Genomic DNA, 23,940 nt, shown 5'->3' on the forward strand with positions numbered 1-23,940 from the left:
GCACGAGGAGGACGCCATGGCCGCTGAGTACGACGCGATCGTCGTGGGCGCCCGATGCGCCGGATCGCCAACCGCCATGCTGCTGGCGCGCGCGGGTCACCGCGTGCTGCTGGTCGACCGGGCCACGTTCCCGAGCGACACGCTGTCAACGCTGATCATTCAGCCGCCAGGAGTGGCCGCCCTCGAGCGATGGGGACTGCTCGGGCGGGTGGTCGCCTCAGGGTGCCCGCCGCTTCGGTCATGGCTGCTGGACTTCGGGGAAGTGGTACTGGGCGGAACGCCGCGCCCCGTGGAGGGCGTCAGCACCGCGTACGCGCCGCGCCGCGGAATTCTGGACAAGATCCTCGTCGACGCGGCGGCTCACGCGGGCGCCGAGGTCCGCGAGCACTTCAACGTAGACGAGCTGCTGGTGTCGGGCGGTCGCGTCGTCGGTATCCGTGGCCACGGCGCGGACGGCCACCCGGTGGTCGAGCGGGCTCGCGTGGTGATCGGGGCCGATGGGCGCACCTCGCACGTCGCCAAGTGGGTGGGCGCGGAGCAGTACAACGAGAAACCCAAGCTGCAGTACGGCTACTACACCTTCTTCCGCGACCTGCCGGTGGACGGCGTGCAGTTCATCATCCGGCCCGGCCGCGCGATGGGCGCGATTCCCACCAACGACGATCTGACGCTCGTCGTCTTCGGCTGGCCGGTCGCGGAAATGCGGGCGCTCAAATCCGACCCCGAGGCCGGCTTCTGGCAGACGGCCCAGCTGGCGCCGGCCTTCGCCGAGCGCGTCCGTGCCGCCGCCCGGGTGGAACCGTTCCTCGGCGGCGGGGTGTGGAACTACTTCCGCAAGCCGTACGGTCCTGGGTGGGCGCTGGTCGGCGACGCAGGCTACAACAAGGACCCGGTCGTCCCGAAGGGCATCAGCGACGCGTTCGCGAGCGCCGAACTGTGCGCTGGCGCGCTGGACGAGTACTTGCGCGGCCTCCGAACCTACGACGTGGCGATGGCGGGCTACCAGCGAGTACGTGACGAACGCGGACTGCCGATCTATGAGTTCGCCACGCAGCTGGCGACCATGGAGCCACCGCCACCCGAGATGCGACAGCTGTTCGGCGCTCTCGCGGGCGACGAGGAGGCCATGGCCGACTTCGTGAGCGTCACCGCGGGAACGATCTCACCGGCCGAGTTCTTCGCGCCGGACAACATCGCCCGCATCATGGCGCCGACCCCGAGGACGGCCGCGGTCGGCTGACGAGAACCATGCCCGGCAACGGCCCGTTTCATCGCTCCGCCTTCTGCAGTGAAGGCCACCATCACTGCGTTCAACGCAGGCAGGGTGGCCTTCACTGCGGACGGGTTTGACGAGCTCGTCGTGATCGTGAGGTGAGTGAGGTCTCCGGTAGTGGTTCATCGACCAAGCAGACAATGACGCGGGAGTGATTTCGCCACAATGATTCACGGTGAGGTGACAGCGACGGGCATGGCTGAAGCTCGAATCCGTTGTCCGATTTGCTCTTTTCCTCGTTCGCCTGTCGTTCTCGTTTCGCGCCGTTAACCGATCGCCCGTTATCCCCCGGGCAAGTGACTCGTTTTCCGTCGTAGCCCGGAGCTGTTAGTCTCGCGTGGCCGTTTCCCGCTGGTTGTCGGAGCGAGCTTGTGTGGGAGGGGACATGACCGGGCACGGTCACGGCCGTTGGCGGATCGGTGATCGAGTGACGTATCTGGCTGCCCATCGTCGCGATTGGAGTCGTGTTTGCCGCCGGGCGACAGTGGTGGCCGAGCCGGTTTTCGATCAGTACACGACCACGTGGTGGGTTCCGGTGAAGGCGCCTGATTCAGCCGCGGATCGCGAACCGAGCTGGGTGAAGGCGGAACGGATTGTCGATGTAGAGGGGGCGCCATGAGTGGCGATCATGCGGCGGGCTCGAGACACGGCGGCGAAGGGGAGTCGACGCCTCTGTTCGATCAGATCGTCGGCCGGCACGGATGGCCGCTCGCTGACGAGTCCGACCCGGACGCCGTCGCGGGTGAGGTGGACGAGCCGGGCGAGGTGGCGGCATCCGCCGCTGCCGCGACGCAGGCGGAGCCGGTGCGGCAGTAGCGGTCCGGCGGCCCGGTTCGACGCGCTGTGCTGCGCACTTGTCGATGTGGCGATGTGGCATCTGCGGCATGGTGTGCACGGGTTTACCGTCATGGCCAGGCAGTTGTGCCGTCCCTCCGTCGATGGCTCGCCACGACGGACCGGAGGCTCCCATGACCTGCGACGATGAGGCAGCTGACGATGCTGCGTTGATCGCCGCGGTACGCGATGGCCGCGTCGATGCCTACGCGGAGTTGGTCGAGCGTCACGTCGGTGCGGCGCTGGGAGTGGCGAGCCTGCTGGAGGCAGGCGCTCTGGACCGCGAGGATTTCGTCGCCGACGCGTTCGCACGCGTGTTCTCGGCGATCCGTCAGGGTGGCGGTCCCGATGAGCGATTCCGCGCGTATCTCCTGGCCACGTTACGTAACGTGGTGGCCACCGCGCGACGCCGCGGCAGGCGGGTGGAGCTGCATGCCGACGTGCCGGAGGTGATGCGCGCCGCAGGAGCCGACGAGCGGGCCGAGGACCGCCGGTCTGCGGAGCTCGCACGGACCGCCTTCGCCAGCCTGCCCGCGCGCTGGCGGGCAGTGCTGTGGTACTCGGAGGTCGAAGGCCGCAGGGCGGCGACAGTGGGCAAGATGCTGGGGATCAAGCCCAACGCCGCGGCGGCTCTGGCTGTCCGCGCGCGTGAGGGGCTTCGGCAGGCCTTCCTGCAGGCGCACGTGCCGTACGCGGTGGACTCCGACTGTGAGCGTTTCCGCGCTGACCTCGGCACCTGGGTGCGCGGCAAACTGCGCGACGGGCGTTCTCGGGTCCTGACCAGGCACCTCGACAACTGCCCGGCATGCCGTGACGTGGCCACGGCGCTGAAGGAAGTCAACAACGCGCTCCCGGGCGTGTTCGCCCCCGCCCTGTGTGGCGCGGCGCCGGCCGTGGCATCGCCGGTGAGCCCGTCTGTCTCCGTCGCGCCCAGCGCCGTGGCCTCGCACTCCTCCGTCGTGGCCGCTGTCGCCTCCGGCGGCGGAAAGATCGCGGTTGGGATCACACTCGGCGTGACCGCGGTCGTCGCACCGCAGACAACTGCTCTGCCGTACCAGTTCGAGGGAGCGACAGCGGCCGAGCGATCGGTGGCGTCGCGGGCGGGAGACGTCCCTGCTCTCCGGACCGCGTGTTGCGCGTACCGGGTGAGGCACCCGGATCCTCCCGCGGACACGCCCTCCCCGCCCGGAGCGGCTGACCCGTTGCTCTCCGTCCCCGGCGCTGGGCCGGGGCCGGACGAGGTACCGCGGTCGTTGCCGGAGGGCGTTCCCGCGAGTGCGGTACGCGGCGCACCGTCCATCGTCGAGAAGGCTCCTCCGGCCGATGATCCGCTCGCCCCGGTGGCGGCACCGCCAGCGCTGTCGCTCCACGTCGTCGCGGCCGACCCGGCGGAACGTTGAGGGCCCCTACGCGACGCCGTGTCGCGCGCAGCCGGTGGCCGCGATCGCATCCGCGCATGTGTCGTATGTCGGCATTGCTCGTTGGAGGCCCACGATCTCGAGCACCCGGTTCAGGTAGCGGCACGGGATGATGGCGAGCTGGGCATCGCGCGCGCGAGTGCGCTCGGCGAGCTGGAGCAGGTAGCTCACGGCGCTGGAGCCGCAGAAGGTCACGAGGGAGAAATCGACGATCAGTGCTTCGGTCGCTCCGGCGGGCTCGTCGCCCACCGCGCGTTGAACCTGGTCAACGGTGGCCATGTCGATCTCGCCCGCCAGGGTCACGACACAGCAGGCTTCACGGCGGACGACCTCGACAGAAAGCGCACTCGAACCAGGCTCGGCAGCGCACGGCTCTCGGTTGTGTTCCGCCATGGCAAAGTCCAATCCGGCCACGTAGGACGAGATCTCCCCAGGGGCGTCTCGCTCCACGACTGCCTGTGCTCGTTCGGCGACAACGAACCTCCGACCGTACGTCTGATCCGCCGTTCGAGCGGCAGGTCTCACCCGTGTGAGGGGCTCCGGTTCAGTGGCCGGGCACGATGCCGAACGAGCGGATCTTGCGGTAGATGGTGGCCCTCGACATGCCGAGGTCGGCCGCCGCGCGCTCCTTGTTGCCGTGGTTGGCCGCGAGGCTGCGGACGATGGCGTCCCGTTCGATCGACTCGAGCTGGGTCAGCTGGCGTCGTGTGACGGTGCGGCATTCTGCGGGAAGGTCGGTGACTTCGATCGTGCCGGAGCGGTGGTGCCGGGAGACCTCGGCCAGTACGCGGCCCAGCTGCCGGACGTTCCCCGGCCACGGCAGGCGCATGAGCTGGCGCAGGCATGCGTCCGAGGGCATCAGGTGGCGCCCTTTCGCGTGGCGCGCCAGGAGGTGCGGCACGAGGCGGCGCAGGTCCTCGGTGCGGTGACGCAGCGGTGGCACCTCGACGGTGTGCGCGAAGAAGGGCATCAGCCATCCGGCGGCATCGGGGTCGTGTGGTGCGTCGCTGAGCGTGACGGCGACCCACTGGGGAGCCTCGGCCGGGGCAGCGGCCTGCCAGGTCGTGAACACGTCGGTGAGGCGCCGCATGCCTTCAGTGCCGAGTGTGTCGGCGTGCTGCAGGACCACCGCCGGTGAGTTTCCTCCGATCACCTCGTCGGCCAGTGCCGCCGCCCATGCCTCGAAGTCGTCCACGCCCTCACAGTCGCGGACGATCAGGTGCCCACCCGGTGCGTGATGGCGGGCGACGGCCTGCGCGAGCGCTGCCTTCCCAGTGCCGCGTTCACCGATCAGCACCAGCCAGTTGCCGCTGGTGAAGCTCGTCTGCGCGGCGGAGCACGCCTGCCGCCAGGCCGGGCTGCCGCCGACCACTCCGGTCAACCGCGGATCGGCGTGGCCGGCCGTGCGTCGCGAGGCTGCCTGGCTCTTGACGCGGAACACCCCGCCCGCGAGCACCGAGCCGCTGTACACGGGCCGGTACTCCAGCCGGGCGACCACGCCGGATGGGAGATCGGCCAGAACGGTGACTGGTGTGGACGATCCGGCGACGTCGGCACTGTGGGTGATCAGAGCCGCCCGGTCGGCCGCGTCGTACAGCTCCCGGGCGTGGTTGTTGACCATGACCACGTCCTCGTTGACGGCGAGGATCGCGCCCGAGCCCCGGCGGCAGGACACGAGGTACTCGCGGAACAGCGCCAGCTCGCGGGCGCCCGTGCCGGCGAGCATGGCTTCCTCGATCTGCTTGGCCGTCCGGCGCGCCAGCGTCAGGAGCAGGGGACCCGGTGTGCCCGCCCAGGAGGTCAGATCGAGTACGCCGACCAGCTGTCCGCGCACGGGGTGGTATATCGGTGCTCCGGCACACTCGAAGTCCGCCAGGCGGCTGTTGAAGTGCTCGAATCCCGACACGAGCACCGGTTGCTGGCATTCGAGCGTGGTGCCGATCCCATTGGTCCCGATCGACTCCTCCGCGTAGCTGTAGCCGGGTGCGAGCGAGATGCGATCGAGGCCGGAGTCGAGCGACCGGTCCACGCTTGACCGGTGCACGACCAGGCCGTCGGCATCAGTGAGCAGGACGGCGACCGGGTGTGCGGCGAGTTCGGTGCACAGGTTGTCCAGGATCGGCGTGGCACTGCGGACCAGCATGCTTTCCTCGTCGCGGTCGGCGACGAACACCGGGTCCGGCTCCTCGGCGTCGACCTGGTGTTCGAGCGCGCGCCGCCAGGAGGCGGAGATGATGTCCCGCACGCCGGGAAGCTCGGGCAGAGGACGTTCGAGGAACTTCTCCCGCAGGACGCTGACCTGCGAGTCCGACCTGTGTCCGTGCGTCGTCACCACCGTCTCCTTTGACGTTGCGTGCTGGGGCCCGCCCCGACCTACACAGCCATCGTGGCGGGCACCCGTTGGGCGCGCAGTCTCACATTGAGACAGAACGTACCTGCGATGCGCAACACACTCTCCTCCGTCAGTGACGACCGCCGGGCAATTTGACCCCGGTTCTCGAGGAGGCTGAATTGAGCAGGCAGAGTCTCACCAAGGCGCACAACAAGATCACGGAGCTGTCCTGGGAGCCGACGTTCGCGACCCCGGCGACTCGCTTCGGCACCGATTACACGTTCGAGAAGGCACCGAAGAAGGACCCGCTCAAGCAGATCATGCGGTCGTACTTCCCGATGGAGGAGGAGAAGGACAACCGCGTCTTCGGGGCCATGGACGGCGCGATTCGCGGGAACATGTTCCGGCAGGTGCAGCAGCGTTGGCTGGAGTGGCAGAAGTTGTTCCTGTCCATCATCCCGTTTCCGGAGATCTCCGCGGCGCGGGCGATGCCGATGGCCATCGACGCGGTGCCGAACCCGGAGATCCACAACGGACTCGCGGTGCAGATGATCGACGAGGTCCGGCACTCGACGATCCAGATGAACCTCAAGAAGCTCTACATGAACAACTACATCGACCCGGCCGGGTTCGACATCACGGAGAAGGCGTTCGCGAACAACTACGCGGGCACCATCGGCCGCCAGTTCGGCGAAGGGTTCATCACCGGTGACGCGATCACCGCGGCCAACATCTATCTGACGGTCGTCGCGGAGACCGCGTTCACCAACACGCTGTTCGTGGCCATGCCCGACGAGGCCGCCGCCAACGGCGACTACCTGCTGCCCACGGTCTTCCACTCGGTGCAGTCCGACGAGTCCCGTCACATCAGCAACGGCTACTCCATCCTCCTGATGGCGCTGGCCGACGAGCGCAACCGCCCGCTGCTGGAACGCGACCTGCGCTACGCCTGGTGGAACAACCACTGCGTGGTGGACGCCGCCATCGGCACCTTCATCGAGTACGGAACCAAGGACCGTCGCAAGGACCGCGAGTCCTACGCCGAGATGTGGCGCCGCTGGATCTACGACGACTACTACCGCAGCTACCTGCTCCCGCTGGAGAAGTACGGGCTGGTGATCCCGCACGACCTCGTCGAGGAGGCGTGGAACCGCATCACGAACAAGTTCTACGTGCACCGCGTGGCGCAGTTCTTCGCCACCGGCTGGCCGGTGAACTACTGGCGCATCGACGGCATGACCGACGCCGACTTCGAATGGTTCGAGGACAAGTACCCGGGCTGGTACAACCAGTTCGGCAAGTGGTGGGAGTCCTACAACCGGCTGCGGTATCCGGGCCGGAACAAGCCGATCGCCTTCGAGGAGGTCGGGTACGAGTACCCGCACCGCTGCTGGACCTGCATGGTGCCCTGTCTCGTCCGGGAGGACCTGGTGGTCGACAAGGTCGACGAGCAGTGGCGGACCTACTGCTCGGAGACCTGCGCCTGGACCGACAAGGTCGCCTTCCGCCCAGAGTACGAGGGCCGCGAGACCCCGAACATGGGCAGGCTCACCGGGCAGCGTGAGTGGGAGACGCTGCACCACGACCGGGACCTCGCCGACATCGTGAAGGACCTGGGCTACGTCCGCGACGACGGCAAGACCCTCATCCCGCAGCCGCACCTGGACCTGGACGACCAGAAGAAGCTGTGGACGCTGGACGACCTCCGCGGCATCCGGTTCGCCAGCCCGAACGTGACCCTCAACGAGATGACCGACTCCGAGCGCGAGGAGTGGGCGGCGGCCTACCGCGCCAACCCCAACGTGTGCCCCGCCTGACGGCCTCCAGGAGGACCAGCGGACGGCGGTGGCCGCCGGCCCGAGGCGCCGCCGCCGTCCGCTCCCGAGAATCGAGAGACCAATGGCCGACAAACATCGCATCTCCTTCGAACCGGTCGACATCGAGATGGAGGTCCGCGAGGACGAGAAGATCCTCGATGCCGCGTTCCGCCAGGGCATCCACCTCATGCACGGCTGCCGCGAGGGTCAGTGCTCGGCGTGCAAGTCCTACGTACTGGACGGCGAGATCCAGATGGAGCGCTACTCGACGTTCGCCTGCAACGATGCCGAGGTCGAGGAGGGCTACGTGCTGCTGTGCCGGGCACACGCCTTCAGCGACTGCACGATCGAGCTGCTCAACTTCGACGAGGAGGAGCTGCTCAACTCCGCCCCGCTGCAGGAGATCCGGACCGAGGTCGTGGAGATCGTTCCGCACACGCACGACATCGTGGGCCTCAAGCTCAAGCCGGTCGACCCGGCCGCGTACGAGTTCAAGCCCGGTCAGTACGCCGACCTGACAATCCCGGGCACGGACGAGCGCCGGTCCTTCTCGATGGCGACGACACCGTCCACAAGCGACCACATCGAGTTCGTCATCAAGAAGTACCCGGGTGGCCGGTTCTCCTCGTTGCTGGACGAGGGCATCGAGGTCGGTGACACGATCGACCTGACGGGACCGTACGGCAACTTCACCCTCAAGAACGGGCACGTACTGCCCCTGGTACTGATGGCGGGCGGAGCGGGCATGGCACCCGTCCTCGGCCTGCTGCGGCACCTGAGCGCGACCGGTGACGCCCGCCGGATCCGCTTCTACTACGGCGCCCGCACCCCTGCGGACCTGTTCTATCTGGACGAGATCCGCGCGCTGGGTGATCGGCTGGACGACTTCGAGTTCGTCGTCGCCCTCTCGGAGTCGGGTGACGGCGTCGAGGGACTCGGCATCACCGCCGAGCGCGGGATGGTCACCGACGTGGTCGAGGCGCGGGAGCCCGAGCTGCACCGGGCCGAGGTCTACCTGTGCGGGCCGCCGCCCATGGTGGACGCCGCGCTGGCGCTGGCCTCCCGGCAGGGCGTGCCGGACGACCAGGTGTTCTACGACAAGTTCACCACGTCGGTTCGTGACGAGTAGATATCAGAGGAGATGTCACATGGCGAACAGCGCAACGTCTGCGCCGAAGGTGCGCAGCTTCCCGAAGGTGGAGTTCACCGACTCCGAGGCGGGTGCCCTCGAGTTCCCGAGCTCGAAGAGCCGCACCTACAACTACTTCAAGCCCGCCAAGCTGCGGGCGACCGTGTACGAGGACGTGACCGTCGACGTGCAGCCCGATCCTGAGCGGCACCTCAGCCAGGGGTGGATCTACGGCTTCGGTGACGGCCCCGGCGGCTACCCGCAGGAGTGGACGGCGGCGAAATCGTCCGACTGGCACGCGTTCCTCGACCCCAACGAGGAGTGGGAGCAGACCATCTACCGCAACAACTCCGCGGTGGTGCGCCAGGTCTCCCTGTGCCTCGAGAACGCCAAGCGCGCGGGCGCCTACGGCAACTGGAACGCGGCCTGGCAGAAGTTCATCGCGAGCAACCTCGGCGCCTGGATGCACGCCGAGAACGGCATGGCGCTGCACGTCTTCACGTCGATCCAACGTTCCGGCCCGACGAACATGATCAACACCGCGGTGGCCGTCAACGCGGCGCACAAGATGCGCTTCGCCCAGGACCTCGCGTTGTTCAACCTGGACCTGTCCGAGTCGCTCGACACCTTCGACGGTTCGGTGCACAAGCAGGTGTGGGCCTCGGCCGAGGAATGGCAGCCCACCCGCAAGGTCGTCGAGGAGCTGACGGCCGTCGGCGACTGGGCCGAGCTGTTGTTCGGCACCAACGTCGTCTTCGAGCAGCTCGTCGGTCAGCTCTTCCGGTCCGAGCTGGTCATGCAGATCGCCGCCAAGAACGGCGACTACATCACGCCGACCATCGTCGGCACCGGGGAGCACGACTACAGCCGGGACCTCGGCTACACACGGGCGTTGTTCCGGCTGCTCACGCGTGACGAGCAGTTCGGCGAGAGCAACCGGGAACTGTTCGGGCAGTGGCTGGCGAAGTGGGTGCCGCCGTGCCTGGACGCCGCCCACGCGTTACAGCCGATCTGGTCGCAGCCGGCGGAGAAGACACTCACGTTCGCCGACTCGCTCGGCGCGACCAAGGAAAAGTTCAGCCAGCTGCTCGAGGAGATCGGGCTCGACGTACCGAAGGAGTTGGAGAAGTGAGCGACAGCATGCAGTTCGGCTCCCAGGCCGGGTCGTCGAACATGTGCGGCGTCACCCTGATGAACACCCCGGTGGGGCGGGTGGTCGCCGACGTGATGGCGACCAAGGAGGGTGTCTCGCTCGTGGAGTACCCCTCCATGATCCGGGTGGACGGCACCAGGCTACTGGAGTTCGACTACGACGAGCTGACCGAGGCACTCGGCGAGTCCTTCGACGGTTCGATCTTCGAGGAGATCAGCTCGACGCACTACGGTCGCATGGTGCACCTGGACGACCGCACACTGCTGTTCGCCAACCCCGAGGACGCCGCCGAGTACATCGGCTTCGACCTGCTCGCACACGGCTGACGCCGGGCAGACCGATCCGGGTGGTGGCGGGACCTTCGCAAGGGGGAGTCCCGCCACCACCGTTCCACAGCACACGAGCACAGCACAGGGTGAGGAGCTTCGATGTACGAGAAGGATGGCGAGCGGTACTACGTCGTCGACGGGCACGTCCACATCTGGGATGGCCGGGCGTCGAACCACAAGAACGTGCACGGCAAGCAGTTCATCGACTGCTTTTACGACTACCACAGGAACCTCAGCCCCGAAGAGGTCGTCTGGGACTACGACACCTACACCTACTACGGAGCCGAAAGGTTCATGAAGGACCTCTTTCAGGAGGGCTACGTCGACCACGCCATCTTCCAGGCGACGCTGCTCAGCGACTTCTACAAGAACGGCTTCGGCCAGACCGAGGAGGCGCTCGCACTCACCCAGCGGTACCCCGACAAGCTGACCTACAACCACGCCTACGACCCGCGCAACGGTCAGGCCGGCCTGGAGCAGCTGCGCCGTGACGCCGAGCGGATGAACCTGCGGGGCGTCAAGCTCTACACCGCCGAGTGGCACGGCGACTCGCGAGGCTACAAGCTCGATGAGCCGTGGTCGCGTCGTTACCTCGAGGAGTGCCTCGAGCTCGGAATCAGGAACATCCACGTCCACAAGGGACCGACGATCCGCCCGCTCGACCGGGACGCGTTCGACGTCGCCGACATCGACAGGGTCGCCACCGACTACCTCGACCTGAACTTCGTCGTCGAGCACGTCGGCCTGCCCCGGCTGGAGGACTTCTGCTGGATCGCCACGCAGGAGTCGAACGTCTACGGTGGACTCGCGGTCGCGATGCCCTTCATCCACACCCGGCCGCGGTACTTCGCCCAGATCATCGGGGAGCTGCTCTACTGGATCGGCGAGGACAGGATTTTGTTCGGCAGCGACTACGCCCTGTGGACGCCGAAGTGGCTCGTCGAGAAGTTCGTCGACTTCCAGATCCCCGAGGACATGACGGAGTATCCCGCGATCACCCCGGAACAGAAGAGGAAGATCCTCGGGCTCAACGCGGCGGCGTTGTACGACCTCGACGTGCCCCGGCAGTCCCGGCTGCCCGGTGAGGTCACGGGGGCGGGTGTGTGATGACGAGAACGGTCCGGTCCGTGGAGGCCGAGGTTCTCGCGGCGCTGGCGACGGTGATCGACCCGGAGCTGGACGAACCTGTGACGGAACTGGGGTTCGTCCGGTCCGTGACCATCGACGACCGCGGCGTCGAGGTGCACTTGCGGCTGCCCACCTCGTTCTGTGCGCCCAACTTCGCCTACCTGATGGTCGCCGATGCCTACGACGCCCTGGCGGCGGTGCCGGAAGCAGGCCGGGTGCGGGTGCTGCTCGACGACCACCATGACTCCGACAAGATCAACCAGGGTACCGCGGCCGGGCTCGGGTACGTCGGAACCTTCGGGGTGGAGGCGGAGGACAGTCTCGACGAGCTCCGCCGCACCTTCCGGCGCAAGGCACATCTGGCCGCGATGGAACGGTGCTGCCGGTCGCTGCTGGCCAGCGGCGCCTGGACGATCGAAGAGCTGCCGCTGCTGGAGTTGTTCGATCTGCCCGTGAACCCGCTCAAGTCGGCGTTGCTGCGACGGCGTGAGGCCATCGGGTTGCCCAACCATCCGCACGCACGCGTGCTGGTCGACCACGACGGCACGCCGATCGCGACCACCGACGTGGCGCTGCGATTGCGGCTGGCGGCCACCACCCGCGTGTCCATCGAGGGTAACGCCCACTTCTGCCGGGGCCTGCTCGCAACCCGGTACGCCGACGCCGACCAGGCGGCCCCGGTCGTCACCAACTCCAGGAGCCACGCATGAAAGCCGCACAGGTAACCGGGTACCACCAGAATCTCGAACTGCGGGACGTCGACGAGCCCAAGATCACCGGGCCGTTGGACGTCGTGGTGAAGGTCGGCGCAGCCGGGGTGTGCCGCACCGACATCCACATTCTTGAGGGCCAGTGGGCGGAGAAGTCGGGCGTCACCCTGCCTTACACGATCGGGCACGAGAACGCCGGCTGGGTGGAAGCGGTCGGTGACGCCGTGACGAACGTGACGGTGGGCGACAAGGTGATTCTGCACCCGCTGATGACGTGCGGCCTGTGCCGGGCCTGCCGCCTCGGCGACGACGTGCACTGCGAGAGCTCGCGGTTCCCCGGCATCGACACCCACGGCGGCTACGCCGAGTACCTGCTCACGTCGGCCCGGTCATGCGTGAAGCTGGACGACAGCCTCGAACCCGCCGACGTCGCCGCGCTGGCCGACGCAGGGCTGACCGCCCAGCACGCGGCCGCCAAGGCTGCCAGTGCCCTCCGTCCCGGCGACGCCTGCGTGATCATCGGAGCCGGCGGCCTCGGCCACATCGGCATCCAGTGCATGAAGGCGATGAGCGCGGCCACCCTCATCGTGGTCGACCGCAACCCCGAGGCGCTCGAGCTTGCCGGGCAGGTCGGCGCCGACGTCACGGTCGTCGCCGACGGTACCCACGTCGAGCAGGTCCTCGAGTACACCGGCGGCCACGGTGCGGAGGCGGTACTCGATTTCGTCGGCGAAGGCGGCACCACCTCCGAAGGCGTGCGGATGCTGCGCCGCGCGGGCAACTACTACGTGATCGGGTACGGCGAGAACATCGACGTGCCGACCATCGACATCATCTCGACGGAGATCAACTTCATCGGCAACCTGGTGGGCTCGTACACCGATCTGCAGGACCTGATGGTGCTCGCCGCCCAGGGCAAGGTGAAGCTGCACACAGCCCGGTACGGGCTGGACGAGTGCCAGCGGGCGATCGACGACCTGAACGCGGGCAAGGTTCGTGGCCGCGCGATTCTCATCCCCTGATCAGGAAAGGAAGCAACCATGGCGAAGGAGCTGCGGTTCAGTGTCGATGCGCGGCGCCAGCTCGAGCTCGGTGTCAACACGCTGGCCGACGCGGTGAAGGTCACCCTGGGGCCCAAGGGGCGCAACGCCGTGCTGGAGAAGCTGACGGGGCCGCCGACCATCACCAACGACGGCGTGACCATCGCCAGGGAGGTGCAACTGCGGGAGCCGTTCGCCAACATGGGGGCTCAGCTGGTCAAGGAAGTCGCGATGAAGACCAACGGCGCCGTCGGCGACGGCACCACCACCGCGACCGTGCTCGCACAGGCCATGGTGCGGGAGGGCATGGCCGCGCTCGGTGAGGGGGCCAACCCCATGCGGGTGCGCCGCGGCATCGAGGAGACGGTCGAGGCCGTCGTCGAGTGGCTTCGCAAGTCGGCGACCCAGGTCGCGGGAGAGACGGAGCTGGAGCGGATCGCGACACTGGCGGCGAGCGACGACGAGCGGATCGGCCGAGTGATCGCGCAGGCGCTGGCCGCGGTGGGACGTGAGGGTGTCGTCGAGGTGGAGGAGTCCGAGCAGACCGGCCTGAGCGTCGAGCTGGTCGACGGGATCGAGTTCGACCACGGCTACACCTCGCCCTACATGGTCACCGACCGGGAGCGGATGGAAGCCTCCTACGACGACCCGGTCATCCTGCTGACGAACAAGAAGATCAGCCAGGTGCAGGAGCTGATGCCGACCGTGGAGGCGGCCCGCCGTCTCGACCGGCCGCTGGTGATTCTCGCGGAGAACGTCGACGGCCCGGCCCTGCAGATGATCGTCAGCGGCAACGTGCACGGCACCTGCCCGGCTGTCGTGGTGCGCGCCCCCGGCTTCGGTCACCGGCGAGTGGCCGAGCTTGAGGATCTCGCCGCCGCGCTGGGCGGACGCGTGGTCAGCGAGGACTCCGGTGTCACCCTGACCGAGGTCACCGAGCGCGATCTCGGGCGCTGTGAACACATCACGGTCACCGAGGAGACGACGACGATCATCGGTGGCGCCGGTGACGAGGCGACCGTGCGGGCCCGGATCGGCCAGCTCGACAAGCAGCTCCAGCGAGCCCGGATCGAGCATGACCAGGACAGCTTGAAGCTGCGCATCGCCAGGCTGTCGGGCCGGATCGCCGTCGTGCGCGTCGGCGGGGCGACCAGCGTCGAGCTCAAGGAGCGGATGCTGAGGGTCGAGGACTCGCTCGCGGCGGCGCGTGCGGCGCTGGAGGAGGGAGTCGTGGCCGGCGGCGGTGCCCCCCTGGCGCAGGCCGCGCGCTGGGTGGACCTGGTCGGTCTCGACGGCGACGCGGCGCAGGGCAGGGAGATCGTGCGCAGGGCGCTCGGGGAGCCACTGCGGTGGATCGCGTCCAACGCGGGCTACGACGGCGACGAGGTCGTGGACCACGTGTCCGCCATGGACAACGGTGGCGGGTTCGACGCGCTCACCGGCGAGTACCGCGACCTATTCGCCGCCGGTGTCGTCGATCCGCTCAAGGTGACCCGTTCGGCGCTGGAGAGCGCGGCATCCATTGCGGCGCTCCTGATCACCACCGAGACCGCGATTGTCGAGGAGGTGCTGGTCAACCCCGGCGCGATCGTGGATCCCGGTTTCGGCGACCTCGCCGAAGGCATGGTGCGGCCGTCGAACATCTACTAGGCCGACCCGCGCCTGGTGCCCCCCGATCACGGCGGCGCCAGGCGCGGCAGGCCCCGAGCACGACAGGAGGCCGCGAATGATCGACCTGGAGTACCAGGCGGGAACGATCGTGATCCGAACCCGGACAGGGCCGGTTCTCACCGGCGAGGTGCTCGAAGGCTTGAGCGCGGCCATCACCTACGTCGGAGCGGTCCATCCGATCGTCCTCACGGGTGCCGATGGCGTGTTCGCCCCCGACCTGGACCCGATGATCGGCCCCGGCCGAACGCGGGCACGGACCTACCTGTGGCGCGTGCTGCGCGAGCTGCGAGCCCATCCACTCCCCGTCGTGGCCGCCGTCAACGGCGACGCGGTGGGCGCCGGCTACCTGCTGGCCGAGGCCGCCGACGTCCGGGTGATGTCCGGGGGATTCCTCCAGCCCTCACCCCGGAGCGGCGTGTCCTACTGCGCGAGGACGGCGGTGACCGTGGGGCTGGTGGAACACCGGTGCGCTGCCGCGGAGCTGATCGAGGCGAGCCTGCGACAGATCGGCCGTCTCCGCGGGAACGCGGTCATGGCGCGTACGACCGGCTGACGAGTCGAAGGGTGTTTCGGTGGCGGTGAGTGAGCAGATCGACGGCCCCCACACCTCATCGACAGGGTGCGGGTTGGCGCTGAAGGACGATCGGGAGAACGCGGATTCCACGGAGAACGAGGTCGCCCGGAGGGGTGCGCACTCGGTCTGCCTGGAGCGGGCGCGCCGCGCGCTGGCTCGCTCCGGCTGGCAGATCGATGCGGGTGGCTGAGGGGAACGACGGGAGCTCGTTGTGGTCGGTCGTCGCCACCGTTCTGTTCGGCGGGTGGCTCGGTGAGCTGCTCGCGTTCGCCCGGTCAGGCCGGGGAGCCGGCAGGCGGTGGTGCGCAGGCGGATCGTCGACGTGGTCCCGGTCTGGATGCTCGTCGTGCTCGGCATCGCGGTGGCGGGCGGGCTGGTGCGGCACGGCATACGTGGGCAGTGGGCGGCGTTCAGCGTGACCGCGGCGTGCGCACTCGTCGTCGTCGCGCTGGCCGTGGAGCGGCCGTCCGAGGGTGAGCCCGTGGTCGACCTGGTGTTGCGTACCCGGAGTCCCAGGGTCGCGACCGGCCGCGCCATCGCGGCGCCCTACGCGCTTCCGGAGCCAGGGCCGGTGACCGGATCGATGACCGGGCCGATGGCCCTGCTGGCCGCGCTGGGCCTCGTCGCCCTGCTCGTGGTCAACGCCGACAGCGGGGTCGCGCCCCGGGTCATCCTGCCTCGACGGAGCACCACGGGAAGGTGACATCCGTGAGCTTCTCCAACGCCACGAACACCGGGATCGGTCCAAAGTGGTCTCCAGAGGGAACGTCGGGCGAACGGAAGGTGGCTACCCGAATGCGTTTGGGATCCGCGGTTGCCGGCTTCAACTCCACTGTTCTGTCGTAGCCGTAACGGCAGGTCCTGGGCTGCGACTTCCTGACTATTGCTCGTCGTCTCGTGGCGGGCCAGCACTGATCACCGGCATCTCCGGCTATCGGCAGGAAAGTCAAACCGATGGAGGCAGATGTGCCCGTCATCCGATCCCGGCGAGGCGGCTTCACCGGACGACGCGAGCGCGCCGAAACCGTTGCCGCCGCCCAATACGAAACTCTGACGGACGCACGACGGTACGCCGCGTCGCACCAAGGCTGGGGCCCCGGTGCACGATATCTTCACTCGCGGTTGCACATTGTCGACGAGGTCCTGCGCGACAGTCGTGGTGGTGATCTCCTCGACGCGGGCTGTGGCCCCGGTGTGTTGTTGCGCCATCTTGTCGATACGCGCCCGGCTGACTTCCGGATGACCGGGTGCGACCAGTCAGCGGCGATGATCAAAGTTGCTCGCGAGAGACTCGCCGACGCGGCGGATCTCCGCTTGACGGTGGCGGACATCGAGAAGCTGCCGTTTCCAGAAGGGAGTTTCGACGTGGTCGTCGCGATGGGAGTGCTCGAGTACACGGATGCACGGCGCGCGTTGCGTGAACTGGCGCGGGTGCTCCGTCCCGGCGGCCTCGTCGTGGTCACCATGCTCAACCCGCGCAGCCCGTACCGGTTGTTCGAGTGGTCCGTCTACTGGCCGGCGGTCCGCCTGCTGGGCCGTGTCGAGCGGTGGGCGGGTACGCCGCCAGAGCGCAGGCATGCGGCCAGCAGGACCGGTATCCGCGCCTTGTCGCGGCGACGACTGTGCCGTCTGCTCGGCGACCTCGGGCTGCGTCCGGTCGACATCGCCTACTACGACGTGACACCGCTTCTGCCGCCTTTCGACCGCCTCGTGCGGAGGTGGTCTCGCCGGTGGCGGGAGCACCCGGAGACCACGGTGAGCCGCGGCGCACGACGGTGCCTGGGCACCGCCTATGTCGTCGCCGCCCGGTGAGCGGAGATCCGCGGCTGCTGCTGGTCGCTGTCGCTTCCCCGTCCGGGTGCCGGGGCGCGGTCGTCCGTGAGCAGTGAGGAACGCGCGAGCATCGCCGTGGACACGGCGATGATGACGGCGGCGAGCACCTCGACGGTGATCCATGCCTCGCCACGGACCGTCTCCCCGAAAACCACGACGCCCCAGCCGAGTGCCGCCAGCGGGTTCGACAGCACCAGCGCGGGCTGTGAGGCCTCCAGCCTTCCGGCGCGCAGCATGCTCTGCAACAGCAGGAATCCAGCGGGCCCGGCGAGCACCATGGCGTAGGTCTGCCAGGCCGACACCAGCGCGGCGACACCGCCGTCACCGAGCGCGTCGGTCATCGCCGCCACCAATGCCGCGGTGAACGCGAACCAGACACCCGCCGCCATCCCGAGGTACACCGCGCGGTGCGCGAGCCGGTTGCGGTGGCCCAGCGTCACCAGAGCCGCGACCGCGCCAACGGTGAGCACACACCCGAGCAGCCAGGAATCTGCCGAGGCGCGGCTCGGGTCGCCACCGGCGGGCGCCAGTGCGACGAGCAGCAGGGCGACACCGCCCGCCGTGCTCAGCACCGCCGCCCACTCCCGAGGGCGGAGCCTGCTGCCGAAGGCTACCCCCGACAGCACCAGTGCGAAGCCGAGTTCGCTGATCAGAAGGGGCTGGATCAGCACGATCGGGCCGAACGCGAGCGCCGCGGCCTGCAAAGCCAGCCCCGCGAGCATCGCCGCCACACCCAGCACCCAGACCGGCCGGCGGACGAGCATGCGCAGCACGGGTACCGACATCCGCATGCCGTGGGGCAGGGTGCGCACCCCGAGCCGCTGCAGCACCGAACCCGCGGCGTTGGCCGCCGCGGCGAGCAAGCAGAGGAGGATGACGAGCATCACGGGCCACAGCGTGCGCGCCGCGCCGCCCTCCCCGGCAGGGGCGAAAGTCCCTCGCGCGGTGGGCCGGGAGTCGCTCGGTCGTCCCGCTCGCCGGACGTCAACGGTCACCCAGGAACTTCGCCGCCGCCCTTCAGCGTCCGAGGCGCGGATCCTCGGTCGCACCGGGCGCGGCTGGCGCGGTGCGGGGCGAGCACCGGCGGAGCCGTGGGCGCTCGGCGGTCCCCGCGTGAGCCCCGGGTGAAACCGGTGCTGACGAAAAGTGTCGATCATTATCCAATGCGCGAGCTTGCAATTATCGCTTCTCATTCTTTGTGGCGTTTGTGACCACCGTCATTGCGGCCAGATCCAGGGCTGACCACGATGTCTCCGACGGAGGTAGCCCCCGCTACGACCTCCTGTGCCCCGAAGGAGAAAAGGTCTCTTGTGCAATTCAGCGCACCATTCCAGGGTGGCAGGCCATGCCGCTGAGTGAGCAGGAACAACACGCGCTGGCCGAACTCGAACACGGCCTTCGCGCCGACGATCCCCGGCTCGACAAGTGGCTGCGCCGGATGACCCCGCCGGAGGACTCCACGTCGACGTTCCTGACGCTGGCCATCCTGGCCGCCGCCGTCGTGGGCGTGGGCCTGCTCGTGGCCGGATGGGTGTTGTTCGGGCTGCTCGCGCTGGTGCTCGGTGCCGTCGGGCCGATCCGGTGGGTCTCGAGGAGCCACTACGACCCGGCGTGCCACCACCTGGTTCCGGCGTCGGAACCGAACTGTCCCCGCTGCGCAGCCGCCTGACCCGCACAGGGGTCGCGCTGAGTTCGAGGCGGGCCCGGCCCAGACGCCGCTAGGCGTGGAACGGGATGTCCGGTGGCGATGAACACGCACGCGATCATGGCCGATCCGGCGGTGGCGCGAGACGGGTGCGCGCAGGCAAGGTGGCCTTCACTGCGCTCAACGCAGGCATGGTGGCCTTCACTGCGTTGGTCGAACACGGCGGCGCCCCGCTGCGCAGCCGCCTGACCCGCACAGGGGTGCGGCGATCAGCGGCCGCTCAGCAGCGTGCGCTTCTGGGCTCGGACGCGGTGTCGGCGCGGGGTGCCGAACACCTCGAGGCCGTGATCGTGGAGAGCTCCGCGGCCACCCGCAGAGCAAGGCTCGACGGATCCAGCCGCCGGCCGAGCAGGGCTTCCACGCGTTCCATCCGTTGGATCACGGTGTTGCGATGCGTGTGCAGCCGCCGGCCAGCACGCGTCGGACTGCCGTTCTCGGCCAGATACACCTGCAGGGTGCGCAGCAGGTGCTGGGTCTGCTCGGACGGCTCAGCCAGAGGACCGAGCTGGTGGTCCACGAACGCCTTGGCGGCACTGGGATCGTGCGTGGCCAGCGCCAGCACGGCGGACTCCTCGTAGTGCCGGACCCCGCTCGCGTCCAGTGCGTCGGCGACGCGCAGCACCTCGAGCGCATCGCGATGAGACTGCCGGAACCCCTCCGGGCCATGCCGGGCAGGCCCGCACGCCACCGTCACCGCCGTCGGCACGGACAGCTCAGCCAGCCGGTCATGCCAGGTCGCATCGCGGGGGGTGAACCAGCCGTACAACACGTCGTCGTCGTACAGCGTCACATGTTGAATCGGCCGCACACCGCGCCGCAGCTGCTCGATGACGGTGTTCAGCTCGTCGGCCTCGAGCGCCGTACCGCGCGCCGCGTAGGCCACGTGCTGGGACAACAACCGGTACCCCAGCACGCCTTCCAGCTCCTGGTCGGCGACCTCACCGCGCAGGCTGCCGCGCACTACGGCCAGCCTTCGGCGTTGCGTGGCCTTGGTCTCCTCGCCGTCGCGCTGAATGTACGCGCGCAGCGCGGCCGATGTGTTGACCTGCATGTAGTCGAACAGCCGCACGGTCAGCAACCGCAACAGTTCGACCTCGCTGCCGCGCAGGTCCTCGGACTCCGAGATCATCGTCACCAGCAGCTGCCAGAAGGTCTCGTGGCCGATCTCGAAGACCCGGGTCAGGGTGGTGATCGGTTCCCTGATCGCCGCGAGCGTCCTGCCGAGCTCGCTCACCTCGGGTGGCGCAACGGCAGGACTGCGTTCCAGCAACTGCGCGAAGGTAGCCGCGTGCGAAGCCAACGTGGTGTGCAGAAAGCCCGTCGGCACCACCGTGTCATCGGCGAGCCGTGGGAACCGTGCGATGATCGCGTCGGCGACTTCGGCCAGCATGCGCGCCGAATCCGCACGAAATCGCGTTGCCAGGGCGGACTCCAGTTCCGACAACTCTCCGCCGACCGTGACCATGGTCACATGGTAGTCACAGGTGCGGCGATGGCCATATGTGCAGTGCGCCCATCGCACTGTGGGCGGCGCGGACATACCCCGAGTAGGACCGCGGTTCCTAGCGTGACAGCACCAGCTGAGTTCCCGCCAGCAAAGGAGCTGTGCTCATGACCGTGCTGTCCCCGTCGGGCGAGCCCGTCAAGGTCGCGATGAGTGTGGACGACCTCTTCCAGTGGAAGGGCATGCCATACCCGGAAAGCCACCCACCCGCCCGCACCGCGCAGTTGCTGATCGACGCGTTCGCCAACCACGGCCACCCACCGGTGTACTCGTTCTCGTCCACCGCGCCGGTGGACGACGAGCCCGCGTTCGCCGAGGTCTTCGACCAGTGGGTGGACGCAGGCCACCACGTCGGCAACCACACGCACTACCACGCCAGCTTGAACTGGGTGAAACCAAGCGTGTACATCGACGACATCAAGCGCAGCGAGGATGTCATCGGCTCTTACATCGAGCGCGCGCCCAGCAAGTACTTCCGCTACTGCATGGACATGTGGGGCAACTCGCCCGAGAAGACCGCGCAGGTGCAGGCGTGGCTCGCCAAGGCCGGTTACCTGGCGGCCCCGCTGTCCTACTGGTTCTACGACGCCCAGTTCGCCGTGCCGTACCTGCGCGCGCTGCACAACAAGGACGAGGGTGTCCGCAACTGGATCCTGGACAAGTTCGTGGAAACCGCGATCGATCAGTTCAAACGACAGGTGAACCTGTCCTACCAGGCCCTCGGGCGCCAGCAGGTCCACATCGGACTTCTGCATGGCACGCCGGTGACCGGGGACGCCGCGGACCGCGTCCTCGCCGGCCTGAAGGAGCTCGGCGTGGAGTTCGTGACGCTGGAGGAGGCGATGGCCGACCCGGCCAACGTGATCCCGCCCAACACGGTCACCCCGATGTTCCGCAACTTCACGCAGAAGTGGGCGGAGATCGAGAACGTGGCCGTTGAGGGCATCCCGCCGCGTGAGGCGATCGCGGAGGTGCGCGCCGTGATTCCGGTGGAAGGCCTGGACGAGCCGACGATCTTCGGCGCCATGTTCGGCAACATGGCCGCGGGCCTGGAAGGCTGCGTGCCCGACTTCGACAACTTCGACTGGTGACCGAGCGACAGAGCGTGCGCCAGCGCGACCCTCACCTGCTCGAAGGCCAGGTAGCGCTGGTCACGGGGGCATCGTCAGGACTCGGCGAGCGGTTCGCGCGGGTACTGGCCGCCGCGGGCGCCAAAGTGGCGCTCGCGGCGCGCCGCACCGACCGCATCGAGGCGGTGTGCGCCGACATCACCGCGGCCGGCGGTACCGCCGTGGGCGTTCGCCTCGACCTGACAAAGCCCGAGACGTTCGCCGCGACCGTCGACGAGGCACAGGACAAGCTGGGCCCGGTCACGACCCTGGTGAACAACGCAGGCGTTCCGTACGGGGTGCGGCCACACAAGGTGTCGGCCGCGGACGCCGACCTGGTCATCGGCACCAATCTGCGCGGGCCGTTCCTGCTCAGTTGCGAGGTGGGCGGCCGGATGATCGCCGACGGCAGGCCAGGGCGGATCGTGAACGTGTCGTCGATGACCGCGTTCCACTACTCGGGCACTCCGACTGCGGCGCTGTACTCGGTCACCAAGGCGGCGTTGGCACGGATGACCGAGGTGCTCGCGGTGGAATGGGCGCGCAATCGCATCAACGTCGTGGGTATGGCCCCGGGGATGTTCCACTCCGAGATGATGGCCGGGATGATCTCGCGGGTCGGCGACCCGTCCGACCAACTGCCCCGCGGCCGGTTGCCGGACCCGAGCCTGCTGGACAGCACGCTGCTGTATCTCACCTCACCGGCGTCGGAGGCCGTGACCGGAACGGTGATCAAGGTCGACGACGGCCAGTTCGGACGCTGATTTTCCTACCGACCCGAGGAGGTCGCAATGTTTCCCGGAACCCATGCGCGCAGCGCGCCGGACCGGGCCGCCGTCATCATGAGCGGGACCGGGGCCGCACTCAGCTACGGCGAGCTGGACCGTTCCTCCGCACGGCTGGCGCGCTACTGGCACGAGCAGGGGCTGCGCCGCGGTGACGTGGTCGCGCTGGTCGCCACGAACCTCGCCGAGGTGTTCATCGTCTACTGGGCCGCGCAGCGGTCCGGCCTGTACATCACCGCGATCAACCACAATCTCACCGTCGCGGACGTCAGCTACATCCTCACCGATTCCGGCGCAAAGGTGATCGTGACCGGTGGCCGGGACACGGTGGTACAGCTCGCCGCGGACGCGGCGGCGGACGCCGCCGTCCCGCTGCGCCTCTCGCTGCACCAGGGCCGGGCACCGGATGGGTTCACCGCGCTGTCCACCGCGCTGGACGGGGTGTCCGACGCCCCGCTCGACGATCAGCCGCGCGGCTCGGACCTGCTGTACTCCTCCGGGACCACGGGGCGTCCGAAAGGCATCAAGCCGCCGCTGCCGGATCGGCAGGTGAGCGAGCCGGGCGACCCGCTGGTCGCCGCGTTCGGCCCGCTGTACGGGTTCGGTGAGGACACCGTGTACCTGTCCCCGGCACCCGTGTACCACGCGGCGCCGCTGCGGTTCTGCGCCGTGGTCCAGTCGCTCGGCGGCACCGTGGTGCTGATGGAGCGGTTCGACCCACGTGAGGCGCTGGCCGCGATCGAGAGGTACCGGGTCACGCACAGCCAGTGGGTGCCGACCATGTTCGTGCGCATGCTCAAGCTCGGCGAGCAGGTGCGCGACCAGTACGACCTGTCCAGTCACCGGGTGGCGGTGCACGCGGCGGCGCCGTGCCCGGTCGAGGTGAAGCAGGCCATGATCGACTGGTGGGGTCCGATCGTGCACGAGTACTACGGTGCGACCGAGGCACACGGCCTGACCGTCATCGACCCGCGAAGCTGGTTGCAGCGGCCGGGTTCGGTGGGCCGCGCCGCGCTCGGCGTCATCCACATCTGCGACTCGGAGGGCACCGAACTGCCGGCCGGTGAGGTCGGAGTGGTGTACTTCGAGCGCGACGAGATGCCGTTCGAGTACCTGAACGACCCGGAAAGGACCCGCGCCGCGCAACACCCGAAGCACCCGAACTGGTCCACCACCGGCGATCTGGGTCGCGTCGACGAGGACGGCTACCTGTATCTGGCTGACCGGCAGGAGTTCGTCATCATCTCCGGTGGCGTGAACATCTATCCGCAGGAGATCGAGGACGGTCTGGCGCTGCACCCGGCGGTGGACGACATCGCGGTGATCGGGGTGCCCGATCCGGAAATGGGCGAGGCGGTCATGGCGGTGGTGCAACCCGCGGCCGGGACCACGCCCGGCGACGAACTGGTCGAGGAGCTGCGCGGATATCTGGAACAGCGGATCGCGCGGTTCAAGCTGCCTCGCCATTTCCAGTTCGTGGACACGCTTCCCCGCACGCCGACCGGCAAGCTCGTGAAACGGCAACTCCGCAAGGAGGTGGCGCCACCGGCCGGTGACTGAGGTCCGTCGCGGCGCGGCTTTGCGATGGGACGCGGC

General features: G+C 68.4%; 23 protein-coding genes. 19 read left to right on the forward strand and 4 right to left on the reverse strand.

Annotated elements, in window-relative coordinates:
• Window positions 1–16: 16 nt before the first annotated feature.
• The 3 genes from FCN18_RS04425 (at window position 17) to FCN18_RS04435 (ending at window position 3,507) form a co-directional block, all read left to right on the forward strand.
• Window positions 17–1,240: an NAD(P)/FAD-dependent oxidoreductase gene (locus tag FCN18_RS04425; protein ID WP_137093437.1), complete on the forward strand. Its 1,224-nt coding sequence runs from the start codon at window positions 17–19 to the stop codon at window positions 1,238–1,240.
• A gap of 648 nt (window positions 1,241–1,888) precedes the next feature.
• Window positions 1,889–2,089 (forward strand): hypothetical protein, encoded by a 201-nt coding sequence (locus FCN18_RS04430; RefSeq protein WP_112273439.1) that lies wholly within the window; start codon window positions 1,889–1,891, stop codon window positions 2,087–2,089.
• 152 nt (window positions 2,090–2,241) lie between these two features.
• On the forward strand, window positions 2,242–3,507 hold the full coding sequence (locus FCN18_RS04435; RefSeq protein ID WP_158303043.1) for a sigma-70 family RNA polymerase sigma factor: 1,266 nt from the start codon (window positions 2,242–2,244) through the stop codon (window positions 3,505–3,507).
• Window positions 3,508–3,513: 6 nt separating this feature from the next.
• Here FCN18_RS04435 and FCN18_RS04440 read toward each other — a convergent pair whose 3' ends face one another.
• Both FCN18_RS04440 and FCN18_RS04445 read right to left on the reverse strand, forming a co-directional pair.
• Window positions 3,514–3,975 (reverse strand): STAS domain-containing protein, encoded by a 462-nt coding sequence (locus FCN18_RS04440; protein WP_112273435.1) that lies wholly within the window; start codon window positions 3,973–3,975, stop codon window positions 3,514–3,516.
• 94 nt (window positions 3,976–4,069) lie between these two features.
• Window positions 4,070–5,857, reverse strand: a complete 1,788-nt coding sequence (locus FCN18_RS04445) for a sigma-54-dependent Fis family transcriptional regulator (protein WP_228713643.1) — start codon at window positions 5,855–5,857, stop codon at window positions 4,070–4,072.
• Window positions 5,858–6,036: 179 nt separating this feature from the next.
• Here FCN18_RS04445 and FCN18_RS04450 point away from each other — a divergent pair, with 179 nt between their 5' ends.
• From FCN18_RS04450 to FCN18_RS04505, 12 genes are all read left to right on the forward strand, one after another.
• Complete coding sequence (locus FCN18_RS04450) at window positions 6,037–7,674, forward strand: ferritin family protein (protein WP_112273433.1); 1,638 nt, start codon at window positions 6,037–6,039, stop codon at window positions 7,672–7,674.
• Window positions 7,675–7,756: 82 nt separating this feature from the next.
• Window positions 7,757–8,803 (forward strand): FAD-binding oxidoreductase, encoded by a 1,047-nt coding sequence (locus FCN18_RS04455; RefSeq protein ID WP_137093442.1) that lies wholly within the window; start codon window positions 7,757–7,759, stop codon window positions 8,801–8,803.
• A 19-nt stretch (window positions 8,804–8,822) separates the two neighbouring features.
• Entirely contained in the window at window positions 8,823–9,935 is a 1,113-nt protein-coding gene (locus FCN18_RS04460) for an aromatic/alkene monooxygenase hydroxylase subunit beta (RefSeq protein WP_137093443.1), read from the forward strand.
• 8 nt (window positions 9,936–9,943) lie between these two features.
• Window positions 9,944–10,282 (forward strand): propane 2-monooxygenase effector subunit MimD, encoded by a 339-nt coding sequence (mimD, locus tag FCN18_RS04465; protein WP_110343514.1) that lies wholly within the window; start codon window positions 9,944–9,946, stop codon window positions 10,280–10,282.
• A gap of 102 nt (window positions 10,283–10,384) precedes the next feature.
• Window positions 10,385–11,392 carry an amidohydrolase family protein gene (locus FCN18_RS04470; RefSeq protein ID WP_112273427.1) on the forward strand — a complete coding sequence of 336 codons (1,008 nt, stop codon included), beginning with the start codon at window positions 10,385–10,387 and terminating at the stop codon, window positions 11,390–11,392.
• Window positions 11,392–12,123 carry an iron-sulfur cluster assembly protein gene (locus FCN18_RS04475; RefSeq protein ID WP_112273425.1) on the forward strand — a complete coding sequence of 244 codons (732 nt, stop codon included), beginning with the start codon at window positions 11,392–11,394 and terminating at the stop codon, window positions 12,121–12,123. The genes FCN18_RS04470 and FCN18_RS04475 overlap by 1 nt, the downstream gene beginning before the upstream one ends.
• Window positions 12,120–13,145, forward strand: coding sequence for an NAD(P)-dependent alcohol dehydrogenase (locus tag FCN18_RS04480; RefSeq protein ID WP_113643485.1), 1,026 nt, complete (start codon window positions 12,120–12,122; stop codon window positions 13,143–13,145). Before FCN18_RS04475 ends, FCN18_RS04480 begins: the two co-directional genes overlap by 4 nt.
• Before the next feature lie 18 nt (window positions 13,146–13,163).
• A complete protein-coding gene (gene groL / locus FCN18_RS04485) occupies window positions 13,164–14,813 on the forward strand; it encodes a chaperonin GroEL (RefSeq protein ID WP_112273421.1) in 1,650 nt (549 codons plus the stop codon).
• Window positions 14,814–14,889: 76 nt separating this feature from the next.
• On the forward strand, window positions 14,890–15,387 hold the full coding sequence (locus tag FCN18_RS04490; RefSeq protein WP_112273419.1) for an enoyl-CoA hydratase/isomerase family protein: 498 nt from the start codon (window positions 14,890–14,892) through the stop codon (window positions 15,385–15,387).
• Between the two features lie 25 nt (window positions 15,388–15,412).
• Window positions 15,413–15,598, forward strand: coding sequence for a hypothetical protein (locus FCN18_RS04495; RefSeq protein WP_137093445.1), 186 nt, complete (start codon window positions 15,413–15,415; stop codon window positions 15,596–15,598).
• Window positions 15,599–15,706: 108 nt separating this feature from the next.
• The gene (locus FCN18_RS04500) at window positions 15,707–16,111 is read left to right on the forward strand and encodes a hypothetical protein (protein ID WP_112273415.1); all 405 of its coding nucleotides are present in this window, start codon (window positions 15,707–15,709) and stop codon (window positions 16,109–16,111) included.
• Between the two features lie 251 nt (window positions 16,112–16,362).
• Window positions 16,363–17,220, forward strand: coding sequence for a class I SAM-dependent methyltransferase (locus tag FCN18_RS04505; RefSeq protein ID WP_112273414.1), 858 nt, complete (start codon window positions 16,363–16,365; stop codon window positions 17,218–17,220).
• Here the strand turns inward: FCN18_RS04505 and FCN18_RS04510 are convergent.
• Window positions 17,199–18,125 (reverse strand): DMT family transporter, encoded by a 927-nt coding sequence (locus tag FCN18_RS04510; RefSeq protein WP_170200517.1) that lies wholly within the window; start codon window positions 18,123–18,125, stop codon window positions 17,199–17,201. The genes FCN18_RS04505 and FCN18_RS04510 overlap by 22 nt on opposite strands.
• Before the next feature lie 461 nt (window positions 18,126–18,586).
• On the opposite strand from FCN18_RS04510, the gene FCN18_RS04515 reads away from it, so the two are divergent.
• Window positions 18,587–18,910 (forward strand): DUF3040 domain-containing protein, encoded by a 324-nt coding sequence (locus tag FCN18_RS04515; RefSeq protein ID WP_112273412.1) that lies wholly within the window; start codon window positions 18,587–18,589, stop codon window positions 18,908–18,910.
• A 256-nt stretch (window positions 18,911–19,166) separates the two neighbouring features.
• Here the strand turns inward: FCN18_RS04515 and FCN18_RS04520 are convergent, their stop codons facing one another.
• Window positions 19,167–20,411 carry a PucR family transcriptional regulator gene (locus tag FCN18_RS04520; RefSeq protein WP_158303044.1) on the reverse strand — a complete coding sequence of 415 codons (1,245 nt, stop codon included), beginning with the start codon at window positions 20,409–20,411 and terminating at the stop codon, window positions 19,167–19,169.
• Window positions 20,412–20,557: 146 nt separating this feature from the next.
• Between FCN18_RS04520 and FCN18_RS04525 the strand changes: the two genes are divergently transcribed.
• Genes FCN18_RS04525 through FCN18_RS04535 form a run of 3 tightly spaced genes read left to right on the forward strand, consistent with a single transcriptional unit; the run spans window position 20,558 to window position 23,904 of the window.
• On the forward strand, window positions 20,558–21,541 hold the full coding sequence (locus FCN18_RS04525) for a polysaccharide deacetylase family protein (RefSeq protein WP_112273408.1): 984 nt from the start codon (window positions 20,558–20,560) through the stop codon (window positions 21,539–21,541).
• Window positions 21,538–22,323 carry an SDR family NAD(P)-dependent oxidoreductase gene (locus tag FCN18_RS04530; protein ID WP_206077805.1) on the forward strand — a complete coding sequence of 262 codons (786 nt, stop codon included), beginning with the start codon at window positions 21,538–21,540 and terminating at the stop codon, window positions 22,321–22,323. The genes FCN18_RS04525 and FCN18_RS04530 overlap by 4 nt, the downstream gene beginning before the upstream one ends.
• A gap of 27 nt (window positions 22,324–22,350) precedes the next feature.
• A complete protein-coding gene (locus tag FCN18_RS04535) occupies window positions 22,351–23,904 on the forward strand; it encodes an acyl-CoA synthetase (protein WP_137093450.1) in 1,554 nt (517 codons plus the stop codon).
• Window positions 23,905–23,940: the final 36 nt, after the last annotated feature.

This window comes from Prauserella endophytica, from assembly GCF_005146945.1.
In the GTDB taxonomy this organism is placed as follows: Bacteria; Actinomycetota; Actinomycetes; order Mycobacteriales; family Pseudonocardiaceae; genus Prauserella_A; species Prauserella_A endophytica.

Excerpts from the sequence above, each read along its gene's own strand:
- FCN18_RS04455 (WP_137093442.1), top strand. The coding sequence starts at position 7,757 with ATGGCCGACAAACATCGCATCTCCTTCGAACCGGTCGACATCGAGATG.
- FCN18_RS04470 (WP_112273427.1), top strand. The coding sequence starts at position 10,385 with ATGTACGAGAAGGATGGCGAGCGGTACTACGTCGTCGACGGGCACGTC.
- FCN18_RS04480 (WP_113643485.1), top strand. The coding sequence starts at position 12,120 with ATGAAAGCCGCACAGGTAACCGGGTACCACCAGAATCTCGAACTGCGG.
- FCN18_RS04510 (WP_170200517.1), bottom strand. The coding sequence starts at position 18,125 with ATGCTCGTCATCCTCCTCTGCTTGCTCGCCGCGGCGGCCAACGCCGCG.
- FCN18_RS04535 (WP_137093450.1), top strand. The coding sequence starts at position 22,351 with ATGTTTCCCGGAACCCATGCGCGCAGCGCGCCGGACCGGGCCGCCGTC.
- mimD (WP_110343514.1), top strand. The coding sequence starts at position 9,944 with ATGCAGTTCGGCTCCCAGGCCGGGTCGTCGAACATGTGCGGCGTCACC.
- FCN18_RS04460 (WP_137093443.1), top strand. The coding sequence starts at position 8,823 with ATGGCGAACAGCGCAACGTCTGCGCCGAAGGTGCGCAGCTTCCCGAAG.
- FCN18_RS04475 (WP_112273425.1), top strand. The coding sequence starts at position 11,392 with ATGACGAGAACGGTCCGGTCCGTGGAGGCCGAGGTTCTCGCGGCGCTG.
- FCN18_RS04505 (WP_112273414.1), top strand. The coding sequence starts at position 16,363 with ATGGAGGCAGATGTGCCCGTCATCCGATCCCGGCGAGGCGGCTTCACC.
- FCN18_RS04435 (WP_158303043.1), top strand. The coding sequence starts at position 2,242 with ATGACCTGCGACGATGAGGCAGCTGACGATGCTGCGTTGATCGCCGCG.
- groL (WP_112273421.1), top strand. The coding sequence starts at position 13,164 with ATGGCGAAGGAGCTGCGGTTCAGTGTCGATGCGCGGCGCCAGCTCGAG.
- FCN18_RS04525 (WP_112273408.1), top strand. The coding sequence starts at position 20,558 with ATGACCGTGCTGTCCCCGTCGGGCGAGCCCGTCAAGGTCGCGATGAGT.
- FCN18_RS04430 (WP_112273439.1), top strand. The coding sequence starts at position 1,889 with ATGAGTGGCGATCATGCGGCGGGCTCGAGACACGGCGGCGAAGGGGAG.
- FCN18_RS04520 (WP_158303044.1), bottom strand. The coding sequence starts at position 20,411 with ATGGTCACGGTCGGCGGAGAGTTGTCGGAACTGGAGTCCGCCCTGGCA.
- FCN18_RS04490 (WP_112273419.1), top strand. The coding sequence starts at position 14,890 with ATGATCGACCTGGAGTACCAGGCGGGAACGATCGTGATCCGAACCCGG.
- FCN18_RS04425 (WP_137093437.1), top strand. The coding sequence starts at position 17 with ATGGCCGCTGAGTACGACGCGATCGTCGTGGGCGCCCGATGCGCCGGA.
- FCN18_RS04515 (WP_112273412.1), top strand. The coding sequence starts at position 18,587 with ATGCCGCTGAGTGAGCAGGAACAACACGCGCTGGCCGAACTCGAACAC.